This is a genomic window from Methylobacterium sp. D54C (assembly GCF_053345595.1).
Genome location: NZ_JBKFAK010000048.1, coordinates 1 through 14,492 on the forward strand (window position 1 = coordinate 1; position 14,492 = coordinate 14,492).

Here is a 14,492-nt window from a genome sequence, read left to right on the forward strand (position 1 = left end):
ATCACCGCCCATTGCTCATCCGAGAGCCAGAACAGGTCCGCCATCACCGCCTCCAGGCCAGAAAACGGCCGCCTGGAATCATAAAACGACAGACCCTGCAACGGATTGGTTCGGTTCACACCCTAGGGATCGTCGCGGCGGTCATCATCGGCCTGATCGCCGTCATCGGCAACCTGTTACGCCTATGGCTCGTCCCCGGCGATGTCTTCGATGCTTTCACCTACTGGCGGACCTTCGCGGCGGTGCTTGGCTTCGGGATCGGGATTGGTGCCGTCGCGTATGCGATCAACTACACCAAGTTCACACGGCATGGCGGCGTGCCCTGGCTGAAGACGCTACACACCACCGGCTGGCGGATGGATTTCTATGACACCGAGTTGAACCGGCATGTTCAGCACGCTCGCCATGCCCTGGCGATCGACGAGAACCGCAAGGATTTCGATAGGGTGCCCTGGACGCTTCCCAAGGACGAAGCGCCCCCAACGGCCGATCCCATTGAGGCTGACAAGGGCGTGCCGGCGACGGTCGAGCTTCAGGAGAATGGCAGGGTTTGGCTCAAGCAGGTGTGGTTTGCGGGTGTGCATTCGGACATTGGCGGCAGCTACGCGGAGACTGAGGCGCGCTTATCTGATATCTCCCTGAAATGGATGGTTGACGAAGCGATTAATCTGCCCGAACCATTGAAGATTGATAGTTCTGTGCTGCATTTCTGGCCATCAGCAGCGGGGCCCCAGCCCGATGAGCGGAAGAGCACAGTAGCAGGCTGGCCTAGCTCGGTGGTCTGGCTGCTCACCTGGATCTGGAAGCGAGAGGACTTGGGTTGGGAACCGTGGCTACGGAAGATCCCCCGCAATGCACCGCTGCATCCGACGGTATTGGAGCGCTTCCGAGCGCCTGATCCCGGTGTGCTGCATTACGATGTGACTAGGGTGTCTCTGCAAAGTCATTTGAGCCAGAGCATGGTCATGCCGAGCGTGACCATGGCGAGGTAGTTCGCGGCTCGCTTCTCGTAGCGGGTGGCGATGCGGCGATACTGCTTGAGCCGGCCGATCAACCGCTCGACCTTGTTGCGCTCGCGGTAGGCGGCTTTGTCGAAATCGATCTGGCGAGGCTGATCCTTGCGGGTGGGGATCACCGGCTCGATCCGGCGTTGTCGGAGGCGGCGACGGACCGGCGGACTGGAGTAGCCGCGGTCGCCTGCTGTCCGACGGGGACGCAGGCGCGGGCGGCCTCGCCCTTTGCGTGGCACCACGCCCTTGTCCATGAGAGCATCCAACGCAAACTGCTCGTGGCGTTCGCCCGCCGTCAGCACCGCCGTGATCGGCTTACCCCCGCCCTCGGCACGCAGATGCAGCTTGGTCGAGAAGCCACCCTGGCTGCGCCCGAGCGCTTCGCCCATGCCCTCGACGGTCGCCTCACCCCCCAATGGCGCCGGACCGGCGTGCCCCGGCGGCGTGCTGGTGGGCGCGCACCACCGTGGCGTCCACGAAGTGCAGGTCCCAGTCGAGGTCGCCGCGCGCGTCCGCCTGCGCCTGCAGCCGCCGCAGCACCCGGTCGAACACGCCGGCCTTGCGCCACCGGTAGAACCGGCTCGACACCGTTCCCACAGCCCCGTAGCGCGCCGGTAGATCCTCCCAGGGTGCGCCCGTGCGCAGGATCCAGAGCATGCCGTTGAGGACTTGCCGGTGATCCTCCGCAGGCCGGCCCGTGCGCGGCTTCTGCGGAGGCAGCAGCAGGGCGATCTGCTCCCACTGCGCGTCGGTCAGTTCAAAGCGTCGCATCAAGCCCACATGGGCCTGACCTCTCAGCCTGTGAACCCCTTTGCAGAGACGCCCTAGTCGAGGTGCCAGCCGCCGTACTCGTGGCCGCGGAGGTCGTGATCCTGTTCGCGGGCATCGTGGCGCGTGCGCTCGGCCACCCGATCATCTGGAGCGACGAACTCGCTTCGATCCTGTTCCTCTGGCTCGCGATGCTCGGCAGCGTCGTAGCCATCCAGCGGGGCGAGCACATGCGCCTCACCTTCGTCGTGAGCACGCTCTCGCCCCGCGCCCGCGCGTGGTGCGAGACGCTGGCGATTGGCGCCATCTTCGCCTTTCTCGCCCTCCTCATGCACGCGGCCTACGACTACACGGAGGATCAGTCCTTCGTGGAGACCCCGGCGCTCGGCTGGTCCGGCACCGTGCGCGCGCTCGCGGTCCCCGTCGGCTTCGTCCTCGCCCTGCTGAGCTGCTTGCTCCGGCTCGCCCGCCACGGGCTCGTCAACCTCCTCACCGTCGCCGCCGCGCTGGCCGGGATCGTGGCGCTGCTCGCGATCGGCGCGCCGGCGCTCACCGGCATGGGGAACTGGGCGCTCCTCGTGTTCTTCGTCGGCCTGCTCGGCGTCGGCATCATCGCGGGCGTCCCGATCGCCTTCTCCTTCGCGCTCGCCACCTCCGCCTACCTGTGCACCGTGACCTCGACGCCCCTCACCATTGTCGTTGGACGCATGGACGAGGGCATGAGCGGTCTCATCCTGCTCGCGATCCCGCTCTTCGTTCTGCTCGGGCAACTCGTCGAGGCCACGGGGATGGCCCGCGTGATGGTGGCGTTCCTGGCCTCGCTCCTCGGGCACGTGAAGGCCGGCATGTCCTACGTGCTGCTCGGGGCGATGCTGCTGGTCTCGGGCATATCGGGCTCGAAGACGGCCGACATGGCCGCCGTAGCCCCTGTGCTGTTCCCAGAGATGCGTCGGCGCGGGATGAAGGACGGCGAGTTGCTCTCTCTCCTTGCTGCATCCGGGGCCATGAGCGAGACGATCCCGCCCTCGATCGTCCTCATCGCCATCGCCTCGGTGACGGGCGTCTCGATCGCTGCACTGTTCACAGCGGGCATCCTGCCCGCCCTCGTGCTCGCCATCGTGCTCGGCCTCGTCGCGCGCTACCGCGCCGGCACTCAGGAGGACTCCATCGTGGTGCCCCGGGCCCCGGCCTCCGTGGTGGGCCGCACGCTCCTCGTCGCGCTCCCCGCGCTGCTCCTGCCCTTCCTCATCCGCACCGCGGTTGTGGAGGGGTTCGCCACCGCCACCGAGGTCTCGACCATCGGCATCGCCTACTCGCTCGTGCTCGGTCTTCTGATCTACCGGGGCGGCCTCAAGGCGCGATCCGTGCTACCGATGCTGGCGCGCACGGCCTCACTCTCGGGGGCGATCCTGTTCATCGTGGGGGCCGCGAGCGCGATGGCCTGGGCGCTCACCCAGTCAGGCTTCTCCCACGACCTCGCGCGCGCCATGGCGGCCGTGCCGGGCGGTCAGATCGGCTTCCTGCTGATCTCGGTAGTCGCCTTCATGGTGCTGGGAAGCCTGCTCGAGGGCATCCCAGCAATCGTACTCTTCGGACCACTGCTCTTCCCCATCGCCCATCAGTTCGGGGTGCACGAGGTGCACTACAGCATGATCGTGATCCTCGCGATGGGACTCGGTCTATTCGCGCCCCCGTTCGGCCTCTGCTACTATGCCGCATGTATCATTGGCGATGTTTCGCCTGAGTCAGGGATGCGCCGAATTTGGATCTACCTCGGATCGCTGTTCCTCGGCCTGCTCGGCATAACATTTATTCCATGGTTCTCGATTGGCTTCCTGTGACAAAATATTTTCGCATAATATCAAAATACAATACATGTATATTACAGGATGAAAAGTAGATTAGATTTGTTAAAGTTTCATACGGGTGCGGTCTGCCCGGAGATTGGGTTGTGGAAGGTGGTCGGTATGCCGACCACCACACAGTTGCAGCACCTTCCAAGAGAGCCCGCTTCGGCGGTCTTTCCCATTTCTGGCGGTCTGTAAGATGGTCGAGTAGCCCGTGGGGCTGTTCCTGAGCTGTCGGTCGCCGAGCCCGGGCATCGTCCCGATCCAGCTCAGCCCCCCACCCGCTACCTACCGGACCGGCTACAACTCCAGGCTCGGCCCGCCGCGCTCCAGCCCGCGCCGCTGCGCCAGCTCCAGCCGGTCGGCGATCACCGCCTGCTCGACATCGACCGCCCGGATCGCCCGCAGCGTCTCCCCCAGCGCCGCGCCCCGCGTCCGGTCCATCCCGGGGATCTCCAGGAATGCGTCCGGCGCGGCGTCCAGCGGCGTTGCCCGCCCGAACTCCGCCAGCACCTCTCGGCCCTCCGCACGCCCCAGCGCCTGGGTAATCAGCGCCTGGGTAATCAGCCCGCGCCCGCCTCGCGACCCGCCCCCCGGGTGGGCCACCAGGAACGCCTCCGCCGCCGACGACAGCCCTGGGATCTCCACCCCCGCCCACACCCGCCGCTCCTCCTCCTGCCGCACCGTGCGCTCGTAGGTCCCCCACCAGTCGTTCAGCAGCACCGTCGCCCACCGCGCCACCTCCGGAAGCGCGGCCCGCGCCGCCTGCCGCTCGCGGTCGTCCCCGAACAGAACCCGCCGCCGCCCGCGCAGGTCCCCGAACGCCTCCGGCCGCCGCGCCAGGAGGCGCCCGATCACCTCCGGGTCGCGCTCGGGATCGCCGAGCGTCGCCTCCACCGCCGCCGGGTCCGCGAACACCGCCGCCAGATTGAACCCGTGCCTGCCCGGCCCGGTCTGCCGGTGCAGCCACGCGTCCGCCGCCGCCCGGCCCACCGTCTCCACCGTCTCCCGGAACTTGACCCGTGGTCGCAGCAGCGGCAGGGGCAGCAGTGGCGGTCCCTCCCGGTGCTGGAGTTCCACCCGCTCCGGCGCCTCGCCAAGATGGTCCAGCACCGACGCCTTCAGCCGGCCCCGCTCCAGCCGCGCCAGCCAGCGCCTCGAAGTCCGGGAACGCGTCCTGGCCGCCATACAGGGAGTCACTGCAAGAAAGTGACGTCTGCGTACGCTAACCACAGAGACGCGCCGGTATCTAATGATCTGCGCCGGCACACCTAAATATACGCGGATGTGACGCGAGGGCTTCTAAGCCAAAATTATTGTTCGTCAAGTACGTGACATGCAGAATATATTATAATTGATAAACAAGTATAATTTACGATTTATATAATCAAAAATCTTACACAAGAAACGGACAAACAAGGCTATATGCTAGTTAGTAGCGATTTCATAAAAGTTGTTCTTACTGTATACAGGTGCGCCTTACACTTTTCTTCAACAAGTCGCAAATCGCATGTTCGTAAGGCGGCGATATAATCAAGATGCTCCCTCAGGGCCACGATATTGCGTTCCTTTTCATCGATTTTATTCCACTGGTAATGATAATGAAATATTAGGGCGATCACATCATAAAAATCTTGGATAAAACGATTTTGGGACGCATCGTTAATCAGGCGATGGAATCGCTCGTCAAGCTGCGAGAAATCGCCTGATCGCTCATCGATCTCGGCCAGCAGTTTTCGGTGCTCATCCTCGATCGTCATCAGCTTTGCCCAGGCTGGTGCCTCAGGCGGAAGTTCGATGAAACGACGAGCCGAACGTAACTCGAACATCTCGCGGATCTCGTAGAGTTCGTTGGCGAATTCTGGCGTCACGCCCATGAAGATCCAGCCGCTGTTCTCCCGTCGCTGCAGGAGACCGTAATGGCTGAACCGGGTCAGATATTCTCGCACCGCCGTCGTCGAGGTGCTGAACTGTCGCGCCAGTTCCGAGGCGTTCACAACATCGCCGGGGCGGCGATCGCTCTGCAGCACCCATTGGAGGAACTGTCGCTCCACCGCCTGAGCAACGGTCTCCGTCTCCACCTCGGGAAAGTAGTCAGGCCCGGTGGGGACACGGCGCACAACGCGGCGCGAGCCTTCCATGGTAAGAATCTGTGCTTTGGCAAGCGCTCCGAGAACCGCGCGCACGGTGGTGCGGCTGACCTCCAGCATCTCGCCAATCTCCGCCTCGGAGCACGCCCACTCCCCGAGTGGCCGTGCCGCGAGGATCGCGAGGCACTGGTTGTAGGCCCGCTTGTAGACTGCGTTCGCCTTCATCCCGACCCTGACTCCCCGACACCCATTTGAAGGCACCGCCGTCGAGCCGTCCATCACATTCCGCACTTTGTACATAAAATACCGATTGACAGCATGATCCGGCCGGTTTTTTATGCACGATAAGACAAGACAATTGTCGTGGAGTGAAACGCTGTGGGCCAACTCGCTGCCCCGCCCCTCGGGTGGGATGCCGCCACATGAGCAGGCACATCATCCAGTTCGGCACTAGCCGGTTCCTGCAGGCTCATGTCGACCTGTTCGTGCATGAGGCACGGGTCGCCGGTCAGGAGGCCGGTCCGATCACGGTCATCCAGACTTCGGGGGCGGTCGACAGGGCCGGGCGCGTCGCGGCCTTCGGTGCTCCCGGGGGCTATCCCGTGATCATTCGTGGGCTCGAAGGCGGCACTCCGATCGACCGGACCGTCACCGTCACCAGTACCGATCGCGGCCTCTCAGCCGTGGCCGATTGGGCGAAGGTGGTCGACCTCGTCGCGCAAGAGGCCGCCTACCTCGTCTCCAACACGGGCGATACGGGTTACGCCATCGCGGAGGCGGATCGCGGTCCCGGTCTCCTCGCTCTCACGCCCCCCACGTCCTTTCCCGGCAAGCTCACCGTTCTCCTTCATGCGCGCTGGCTCGCGGGCGGGCGTCCGCTGACGGTGCTCCCCTGCGAACTGGTGAACCGGAACGGACGGGTGCTCCAGCGGAGCGTCCTCGACCTCGCGACGGAGGCCGGACTACCCGACTCGTTCCGGGCTTGGCTGCGCGACGGGGTGATCTGGACCGACACCCTGGTCGACCGCATCGTCTCGGAGCCCCTGGAGCCGGTCGGCGCTGTAGCGGAACCCTACGCCCTCTGGGCGATCGAGCGCCGACCGGGCCTCGTGCTCCCCTGCACCCATCCCTGCATCGTGCTGGCCGACGACCTCGAGCCCTTCGAGCGGCTGAAGCTGCACATCCTCAACCTCGGCCACACCGTGCTCGCCGACCTGTGGCGCTGGAAGGGCCGGCAGGCTGGCGAGACCGTCCGGGAGATTCTGGCCGACCCGGCGGTCGCGGCTCAGCTCGACGCCTTGTACCGCGATGAGGTCGTGCCGGGCTTTGCCGCCCACGGCATGGAGGCGCAGGCCCGTGATTACGCAGCCGCGACCCTCGACCGGTTCCGCAATCCCTTCCTCGATCACCGCATCGCCGACATCGCCCAGAACCACGCGACGAAGGTCGATCGGCGGCTGGCCGCCTTCCTCGAATGGGCGGAGGCGGGAGGAGCTTCGCTGCCTGCCCCGACTCTGCGGGCCGTGGTGGCGGGGAACCGGCCGTGAGCTACCAGTTCGACTTCGCGGCCCTCCTGCCGTTCTGGCGCGATTTCGCGGAAGGGGTCTGGCTGACGCTGCAGCTCTCCGCCGTCTCGACGGTCCTGGGTTTCTGCCTCGGCGCGCTCTGCGCCATCGCGCGGGCGGATGGGCCGCCCTGGCTGAAGCGGGTCGTCGGCGCCTATGTCGAGGTGATCCGCAACACGCCGCTGTTGGTGCAGATCTTCCTCGTCTATTTCGGGATCGCAGTGCTGGGGGTGCGGGTCGATGCCAACCTCGCCGCCGTGCTCGCCCTGGTCGTCAACGTCACCGCCTATACCTGTGAGATCATGCGCGCCGGTATCGAGAGCGTGCACCGGGCCCAGATCGAGGCGGGGGAATGCCTCGGGTTGAGCCGCCGCCAGATCTACTGGCACATCATCCTGCGCCCGGCAGTGGAGCGGGTCTACCCGGCCCTGGTGAGCCAGTACGTCCTCCTGATGCTCGCCTCATCGATCTGCTCGCAGATCTCGGCGGAAGAACTGACGGCGGTCGCCAACCGGATCCAGTCCGACACCTTCCGCAGCTTCGAGACCTACATCGCGGTGGGCCTCGTCTACCTCGCCCTATCCTTCGTCGTGCGTGCGGCGTTCTGGGGCTTCGGTCTCCTCGTCTTCACCCGCCGGCGCAAGCTCGGCACGCCGCTGTAGGAGACGCGCGATGCCGACCTTCGGACCCCAGCATCTCTGGTTCCTTCTCATCGCCGCGGGGTGGACGCTCGCCCTCTCGGCCATCGCCTTCGTCGGCGGCGGCCTCCTCGGCTTCGCCGTCGCCATGGCCCGGATCTCGGACAACCGGATCCTGCGGGGCGCGGCCATCGTCTATGTGCAGGTGGTGCAGGGGACGCCCCTGCTGATCCTGCTGTTCATGATCTATTTCGGCCTCGCTATCGCCGGGTTCGACGGCCTGCCGGCCATCGCCGCAGCGGGGGCCGGCCTCACGATCTACGCCTCCGGCTTCCTCGGCGAGATCTGGCGGGGCTGCGTCGAATCCGTGCCGAAGACGCAATGGGAGGCGGCGGAATGCCTGGCCCTGTCTCGGTGGCAGCGGATGCGGCGGGTGATCCTGCCCCAGGCCATGCGGATCGCCACGGCCCCGACGGTCGGCTTCATGGTGCAGATCGTCAAGAACACCTCTCTTGCCTCGGTCGTCGGCTTCGTCGAATTGTCCCAGGCCGGCAAGCTCATCAACAATTCGGTGTTCCAGCCCTTCGTCGTCTTCATCGTGGTCGCGGGATTCTACTTCGCGATTTGCTACCCGCTCTCGGCTTTGAGCCGCAGCCTGGAGAGGAAGCTCAATGTCAGCCGTCGTTAAACTCACCAACGTTCACAAGAGCTTCGGCGCTCTGCAGGTGCTAAACGGTGTCTCCTTCGTGGTCGGACGCGGCGAGGTCGTGGCGATCATCGGCCAGTCGGGCTCCGGCAAGTCCACGGCGCTACGCTGCATCAACGCCCTGGAGACGATCCAGAGCGGGTCCATCGAGGTCTGCAACCACGCCATCCACGAGCCCACGCTCGACAAGCGGGCGCTCCGGCAAGCGGTCGGCATTGTGTTCCAGGGCTACAACCTGTTCCCGCATCTCACGGCGCTGGAGAACGTCACCCTCGCGCCAACCTGCGTGAAGGGCGTCAAGGCCCGCGAGGCGAAGGACCTCGCGATGGCGTGCCTCGCCCAAGTCGGCCTCGCGGAGAAGGCAGACCACTACCCCGAGCAACTCTCAGGCGGGCAGCAGCAGCGCGTGGCCATCGCCCGGTCGCTGGCCATGCAGCCACAGGTGATGCTGTTCGACGAGGTGACCTCGGCTCTGGATCCGCAGCTGACCGGCGAGGTGTTGAAGGTGATGGAGGATCTCGCCCGCGGCGGCATGACGATGATCCTCGTGACCCACGAAATGGGCTTTGCCCGCAAGGTCGCCAACACCGTCATCTACATGCGCCAGGGCCGGGTCTGGGAGACCCTGCCGGGACGCCATCTCGCCGACGCCAAGACCCCCGAACTGCGCGACTTCGTCGCCAGCGAATTGTGAACCCCCGATGGCGCAAGGAGACACACCGATGAAGCGCAGGACCTTCCTCGCGGGCGGAGCCTCCGCCCTCGCCGCGGCCCTGGCCACCGCGGCCCTGGCCGACGCCCTCGACACGATCCGCTCCCGCAAGGTGCTGAAGGTCGCCCTCGACCTCGGCTCACCGCCCTTCGGCATGACGGACGCCGCCATGCAGCCGACCGGCTCGGACGTGGAGACCGCACGCCTCCTCGCCGCCGACTGGGGAACCACCCTCGACATCGTCCAGGTGACGAGCCCGAACCGGGTGCCGTTCCTGCTCACCGGCAAGGCCGACATGGTCATCGCCAGCTTCAGCGTGAACGAGGAGCGCCAGAAGGTGATCGACTTCTCCGATCCCTACGGCGTGATCCGGTCGATCATCGCCGGGCCCGAAGGCGTCGCGATCAAGGATTACCCGGATCTCCTCGGCAAGCGGATCGGCACCACGCGGGGCAGCACCAACGACAAGGAGGCGACCCTCAAGGCCCAGGGTGCGCAGATGGTGCGCTACGACGACGACGCGACGCTCATCACCGCGATGGTCTCCGGTCAGGTCGATCTCGTGGCGACCTCGCCGCAGGTGATGAACACGGCCAACGATCGCAAGCCGCCCAAGCCCTTCGAGACCAAGATCGTCATGCGCACGTTCCCCTACGCGATCGGGCTGCGCAAGGGCGAGCCGAAGCTCAAAGCCGCGCTCAACGAGTGGGTTCGCACGAACCTGCGCAACGGCAGGCTCAACGCGATCTACAAAAAGTATCACGGCGTCGATCTGCCACCCGAGATGCTGACCTGAGCCGGCCGCTCTTCCGCCCAAGCCACCGCAAGACTCTTCACGAAGGATCGACATCATGAAGTCGCTGGTCTGCGACGAGCCCGGCCTGCTGCGGGTCATCGAACGGCCCGAGCCCGTGGCGGCCGAGGGGGAGGCGATCGTCAGGATCCGCCGGGTCGGCATCTGCGGCACCGACTATCACATCTTCCAGGGCAAGCATCCGTTCCTCGAATACCCGCGGGTGATGGGGCACGAACTGTCCGGGACGGTGGATTCGGCCCCCGAGGGCAGCGGCCTCGCGCCGAGCCAGACGGTCTACGTGGTGCCCTACCTGTCCTGCGGGCATTGCGTCGCCTGTCGCAAGGGCGTGACCAATGCCTGCCAGAACATCCGCGTGCTCGGCGTGCATTGCGACGGCGGCATGGCCGAGAAGATCGCCGTGCCGGTCGCTAATATCGTGCCGGTGGACGGCATCGATCTCGACGACGCGGCGATGATCGAGTTTCTGGCCATCGGCGCCCACGGCGTGAAGCGGGGCGCTGTCGCCGCCTCGGACCGGGTGCTGGTGGTCGGCTCCGGGCCGATCGGCATGGCCGCGGTGATCTTCGCCAAGGCCCAGGGCGCCCACGTGACGGTGATGGACCTGCGCGAGGATCGCCTCGCCTTCACCCGCGATGCGCTCGGGGCCGACGCGATTTTGCGGGCTGATGATGGCGCTGAGGCCGCCGCCGCCGCCGCGACGGATGGCGAATTCTACGACTGCGTGATCGACTGCACGGGCAACCGCGCGGCCATGCAGCGGGGCTTCGCCTTCGTCGGCCACGGCGGCCGCTATGTGCTGGTAAGCGTGGTGCGCGACGACATCACCTTCTCGGACCCGGAATTCCACAAGCGCGAGACGACGCTGCTCGGCAGCCGCAACGCGCAGCCGGACGATTTTGCGGAAGTCGTGCGACAGATGCGGGCGGGGCGCGTCCCCACCGCCGCCCTGCGCACCCACCGGGGATCGCTGGCCGACGGCCCCGCCCTGTTCCAGGACTGGCTCCGGCCGGAGGCGGGCGTGATCAAGGCCATCCTGGAGGTGTGATGCCGATGTCCCCCCGCATCCTCAGCCTGAATGAGGCCGACACCGTCGCGGTCGCCCTCGACCCGATCCCTGCCGGGACGGTCCTATCATCCGGCCTCGTGGCGGCGCAGCGGGTGCCCAAGGGACACAAGATCGCGCTCCGGGGCGTCCCGGCGGGCGAGCCGATCCTCAAGTTCGGCCAAGCGATCGGCGTCGCCACCTGCGCGATCCCGCCGGGCTCGTGGGTGCACGAACACAACGTGGCGGTGACGGCCTTCACCCGCGAGCACGCCTTCGCCGCCGAGCCTCGGACCGGGGACGGCCTCGCCCCCGGCGAAGTGCCGGCGCATTTCGCGGGCTTCCGGCGTCCGGGGGGACGGGTCGGCACCCGCAACTACATCGGCATCCTGAGCTCGGTGAACTGCTCCGCGACGGTGATCGACTTCATCGCCGACGAAATCAATCGTTCCGGGATCCTGGCGGACTACCCCCATATCGACGGCGTCGTGCCCTTCACCCACGGCACCGGCTGCGGCATGGCGGCGAAGGGCGAGGAATACGAGATCCTGGCCCGCACGCAGTGGGGCTATGCCAGCCACCCAAACTTCGCGGCGGCGCTGGTCGTGGGCCTCGGCTGCGAAGTCTTCCAGATCGGCCGCCTGAAGGACTCCTACGGGATCGCCGAGGGCGAGCATTTCCGCAGCCTGACGATCCAGGAGACGGGCGGCACCCGCAAGGCCATCGAGGCGGGCGTCGCCCGGATCCGGGAGATGCTTCCCGCCGCCGACCGGTGCCGCCGGGAACCGGTCCCCGCCTCGGAACTGACGCTGGCGCTCCAATGCGGGGGGTCGGACGGCTATTCCGGCATGACCGCGAACCCGGCGCTCGGCGCGGCCGCCGACATCCTGGTCCGGCAGGGCGGGACTGCGATCCTGTCCGAAACGCCGGAGATCTATGGAGCCGAGCATCTGCTCACGCGGCGCGCGGAAAGCGCCGAGGTCGGACAGAAGCTCGTCGATCTCATCGACTGGTGGAAGGGCTACGCCGCCCGGTCCGGGGGCGAGCTGAACAACAACCCCTCACCCGGCAACAAGGCCGGAGGGCTGACGACGATCCTGGAGAAATCCCTCGGGGCGGCCGCGAAGGGCGGCACCACCACCCTGCGCGGAGTCTATCGCTACGCGGAGCAGATCGCCACGAAGGGCCTCGTCTTCATGGACACGCCCGGCTACGACCCCGTCGCCGCAACCGGGCAGGTCGCTGGCGGCGCCAATATCCTGTGCTTCACCACCGGTCGCGGCTCAGCCTACGGCTGCAAGCCGACACCGTCGATGAAGCTCGCCACCAACTCCGATTTGTACCGTCGCATGCCCGACGACATGGACATCGATTGCGGCGACATCCTCGAGGGCGTGAGCATCGCGGAGAAAGGCCAGGAGATCTTCGAGGCGATCCTGCGGGTCGCCTGTGGCGAGCGCACGAAGTCGGAACAGCTCGGTTACGGGCGCAACGAATTCGTCCCCTGGCAGATCGGATCGACGATGTGAGCATGAGCGAGGGTTCGAGGGTCGCCTGCCTCGGCGAATGCATGGTCGAGTTGCACACCCGGCCCGACGGGCTGCTGTCGCGAGCCTTCGGCGGAGACACGCTCAACACGGCCGTCTACCTCGCGAGGCTGGGCGTCCGCACCGACTACGTCACTGCGCTCGGCGACGACGATTTCAGCACCGGCATGATCGACGCCTGGGAGGCGGAGGGGATTGGAACCGGGCATGTCCTGCGCCTGCCCGGCAGCCTGCCGGGCCTCTACATCATCGAGACGGACGAGGCCGGGGAGCGACGCTTCCTGCACTGGCGCGATAGTGCGCCGGTCCGCCGGATCTTCGATCCGCCCCATGTCGAGGCGGTGGAGGCTGCACTGCTCTCGGCCGACGTGCTTTATCTCTCCGGGATCACGCTCTCGCTGTTCCGGGGCGGGGCCCGTGAGCGGCTGATCGCGACCCTGACCCGCGCCCGCGACGCCGGGATCCGCGTCGTCTTCGACACGAACTTCCGGGCTCGGGGCTGGCCGGATCGCCGCGAGGCCGCGCAGGTCTACGCGCGCATCCTGCCGCTTTGCCACACGGTGCTCGCCGGCGTCGACGATTTCCGCCAGATCGACGGGGAGACCTCGGCTGAGGATCTCGCGGCGCGGCTTGCTCGCCTCGGCGTGGCCGAGGCCGTAGTGAAGCGGGCGGAACCAGGCTGCCTAGTGAGCGTCGGCGGCGTTGCCGAGTCAGTGCCCATTCCCGCCCCAATCGTCCCCGTGGACACCACCGCCGCCGGTGATAGCTTCGCGGCCGGCTACCTCGCCGGGCGCCTCTCCGGCGACAGCCCCGCCTCCTCGGCGCGCGCGGGCCATGAGGTGGCGTCCTGCGTGATCATGCACACTGGCGCCATCGTCCCGCGCGAGGCGATGCCGCCGGCCCAGACGCTGCGACGCTCCGCCCGAACCGCCCCTTGGAGACCATCCCGATGACCATCGATGCGCTGATGCGCAGCAATCCCGTGATCCCGGTGCTCGTCCTCGACGATCCCCATGAGGCCGAGCCCATCGCCCGGGCCTTCGTCGCGGGGGGCCTGACTTCGCTGGAAGTAACGTTGCGGACGCCTGCCGCCCTGGAGGTCATCCGCATCATGGCGGGCGTGGAGGGCGCAGTCGTGGGCGCGGGGACGGTGCTCAATCCCCAAGACCTCGAGGCGGCCCTCGAGGCCGGCGCGCGCTTCGCCGTCAGTCCCGGCCTGACCGAGCCCCTGGCGAGAGAGGCGATCGCCAGCGGGGTCCCGTTCCTGCCCGGTGTGGCCACGAGCGCCGACATCATGCGCGGGCTGGATCTGGGCCTCGATCGCTTCAAGTTTTTTCCTGCAGAGGCCTCGGGCGGCCTGAAGGCCCTCAAGGCACTGTCTGCCGTCTTTCAGTCCGTCCGCTTCTGCCCGACCGGTGGGATCACCTCGCAGACCGCTCGCGATTGGCTTGCCGAACCGGCCGTGCTGTGCGTCGGAGGAAGCTGGCTCATCAGCTCCGGGCCGCTCGACCTCTCAACGATCGCGCAGGCGGCTCGAGACGCCGCACACCTCCGGAACGATTGATCTGAGGGCGTCGAGGGCCGGATCCAGCCGCTGGAGGGCCTACGGTGACCTGACCGGTATTTGTACCGAGCCAATTGAGCGACTGTCTTGGCGGTCAAGCGGTTTGCCATGGCGCTCCGTCCCTCAGGATGGCGTTGAGGATGGTGATCAGCTTCCGAGCAGTGGCAATCAGAGCAACGAGCTTGG

Annotated in this window: 14 protein-coding genes; 11 read left to right on the forward strand and 3 right to left on the reverse strand. The window is 66.5% G+C overall.

Annotation, left to right across the window (positions count from 1 at the left end; all coding sequences use genetic code 11):
- On the forward strand, positions 1-992 hold a 992-nt coding region (locus ACLBYB_RS31470; RefSeq protein ID WP_447701191.1), incomplete at its 5' end, for a phospholipase effector Tle1 domain-containing protein.
- On the opposite strand, the gene ACLBYB_RS31475 is transcribed toward ACLBYB_RS31470, so the two are convergent.
- Positions 944-1,781 (reverse strand): IS5 family transposase gene (locus ACLBYB_RS31475; protein WP_447701192.1). Its coding sequence is split into 2 segments (ribosomal slippage): positions 944-1,423 and positions 1,425-1,781, totalling 837 coding nucleotides; the frame shifts between segments, so codons are not numbered across the junction. The two genes, ACLBYB_RS31470 and ACLBYB_RS31475, sit on opposite strands and share 49 nt — an antisense overlap.
- Before the next feature lie 62 nt (positions 1,782-1,843).
- Between ACLBYB_RS31475 and ACLBYB_RS31480 the strand changes: the two genes are divergently transcribed.
- The gene (locus tag ACLBYB_RS31480; RefSeq protein ID WP_447701193.1) at positions 1,844-3,619 is read left to right on the forward strand and encodes a TRAP transporter large permease; all 1,776 of its coding nucleotides are present in this window, start codon (positions 1,844-1,846) and stop codon (positions 3,617-3,619) included.
- A gap of 306 nt (positions 3,620-3,925) precedes the next feature.
- Here the strand turns inward: ACLBYB_RS31480 and ACLBYB_RS31485 are convergent, their stop codons facing one another.
- The gene (locus tag ACLBYB_RS31485; RefSeq protein ID WP_447701194.1) at positions 3,926-4,813 is read right to left on the reverse strand and encodes a hypothetical protein; all 888 of its coding nucleotides are present in this window, start codon (positions 4,811-4,813) and stop codon (positions 3,926-3,928) included.
- A 233-nt stretch (positions 4,814-5,046) separates the two neighbouring features.
- Complete coding sequence (locus tag ACLBYB_RS31490) at positions 5,047-5,940, reverse strand: GntR family transcriptional regulator (RefSeq protein WP_447701195.1); 894 nt, start codon at positions 5,938-5,940, stop codon at positions 5,047-5,049.
- Between the two features lie 197 nt (positions 5,941-6,137).
- Between ACLBYB_RS31490 and ACLBYB_RS31495 the strand changes: the two genes are divergently transcribed.
- From ACLBYB_RS31495 to eda, 9 genes are read left to right on the forward strand one after another with little or no spacing between them, the layout of a single operon-like run.
- Positions 6,138-7,262 carry a mannitol dehydrogenase family protein gene (locus ACLBYB_RS31495; protein WP_447701196.1) on the forward strand — a complete coding sequence of 375 codons (1,125 nt, stop codon included), beginning with the start codon at positions 6,138-6,140 and terminating at the stop codon, positions 7,260-7,262.
- Positions 7,259-7,942, forward strand: coding sequence for an amino acid ABC transporter permease (locus ACLBYB_RS31500; RefSeq protein ID WP_447701197.1), 684 nt, complete (start codon positions 7,259-7,261; stop codon positions 7,940-7,942). The genes ACLBYB_RS31495 and ACLBYB_RS31500 overlap by 4 nt, the downstream gene beginning before the upstream one ends.
- A gap of 10 nt (positions 7,943-7,952) precedes the next feature.
- Complete coding sequence (locus ACLBYB_RS31505; protein WP_447701198.1) at positions 7,953-8,606, forward strand: amino acid ABC transporter permease; 654 nt, start codon at positions 7,953-7,955, stop codon at positions 8,604-8,606.
- Positions 8,590-9,318, forward strand: coding sequence for an amino acid ABC transporter ATP-binding protein (locus ACLBYB_RS31510; protein ID WP_447701199.1), 729 nt, complete (start codon positions 8,590-8,592; stop codon positions 9,316-9,318). The genes ACLBYB_RS31505 and ACLBYB_RS31510 overlap by 17 nt, the downstream gene beginning before the upstream one ends.
- Before the next feature lie 28 nt (positions 9,319-9,346).
- Positions 9,347-10,132 carry a transporter substrate-binding domain-containing protein gene (locus ACLBYB_RS31515; RefSeq protein WP_447701200.1) on the forward strand — a complete coding sequence of 262 codons (786 nt, stop codon included), beginning with the start codon at positions 9,347-9,349 and terminating at the stop codon, positions 10,130-10,132.
- A gap of 55 nt (positions 10,133-10,187) precedes the next feature.
- The gene (locus tag ACLBYB_RS31520) at positions 10,188-11,198 is read left to right on the forward strand and encodes a zinc-binding alcohol dehydrogenase family protein (RefSeq protein WP_447701201.1); all 1,011 of its coding nucleotides are present in this window, start codon (positions 10,188-10,190) and stop codon (positions 11,196-11,198) included.
- Entirely contained in the window at positions 11,198-12,724 is a 1,527-nt protein-coding gene (locus tag ACLBYB_RS31525) for a UxaA family hydrolase (RefSeq protein ID WP_447701202.1), read from the forward strand. The genes ACLBYB_RS31520 and ACLBYB_RS31525 overlap by 1 nt, the downstream gene beginning before the upstream one ends.
- 2 nt (positions 12,725-12,726) lie before the next feature.
- The gene (locus ACLBYB_RS31530; protein ID WP_447701203.1) at positions 12,727-13,695 is read left to right on the forward strand and encodes a sugar kinase; all 969 of its coding nucleotides are present in this window, start codon (positions 12,727-12,729) and stop codon (positions 13,693-13,695) included.
- Positions 13,692-14,306, forward strand: coding sequence for a bifunctional 4-hydroxy-2-oxoglutarate aldolase/2-dehydro-3-deoxy-phosphogluconate aldolase (eda, locus tag ACLBYB_RS31535; protein WP_447701204.1), 615 nt, complete (start codon positions 13,692-13,694; stop codon positions 14,304-14,306). The genes ACLBYB_RS31530 and eda overlap by 4 nt, the downstream gene beginning before the upstream one ends.
- The last annotated feature ends 186 nt before the right edge of the window (positions 14,307-14,492 follow it).

Coding starts and splice junctions, on each gene's coding strand:
- ACLBYB_RS31510 (WP_447701199.1), top strand. CDS start 8,590: ATGTCAGCCGTCGTTAAACTCACCAACGTTCACAAGAGCTTCGGCGCT.
- ACLBYB_RS31485 (WP_447701194.1), bottom strand. CDS start 4,813: ATGGCGGCCAGGACGCGTTCCCGGACTTCGAGGCGCTGGCTGGCGCGG.
- ACLBYB_RS31520 (WP_447701201.1), top strand. CDS start 10,188: ATGAAGTCGCTGGTCTGCGACGAGCCCGGCCTGCTGCGGGTCATCGAA.
- ACLBYB_RS31495 (WP_447701196.1), top strand. CDS start 6,138: ATGAGCAGGCACATCATCCAGTTCGGCACTAGCCGGTTCCTGCAGGCT.
- ACLBYB_RS31515 (WP_447701200.1), top strand. CDS start 9,347: ATGAAGCGCAGGACCTTCCTCGCGGGCGGAGCCTCCGCCCTCGCCGCG.
- ACLBYB_RS31490 (WP_447701195.1), bottom strand. CDS start 5,940: ATGAAGGCGAACGCAGTCTACAAGCGGGCCTACAACCAGTGCCTCGCG.
- ACLBYB_RS31525 (WP_447701202.1), top strand. CDS start 11,198: ATGCCGATGTCCCCCCGCATCCTCAGCCTGAATGAGGCCGACACCGTC.
- eda (WP_447701204.1), top strand. CDS start 13,692: ATGACCATCGATGCGCTGATGCGCAGCAATCCCGTGATCCCGGTGCTC.
- ACLBYB_RS31505 (WP_447701198.1), top strand. CDS start 7,953: ATGCCGACCTTCGGACCCCAGCATCTCTGGTTCCTTCTCATCGCCGCG.
- ACLBYB_RS31530 (WP_447701203.1), top strand. CDS start 12,727: ATGAGCGAGGGTTCGAGGGTCGCCTGCCTCGGCGAATGCATGGTCGAG.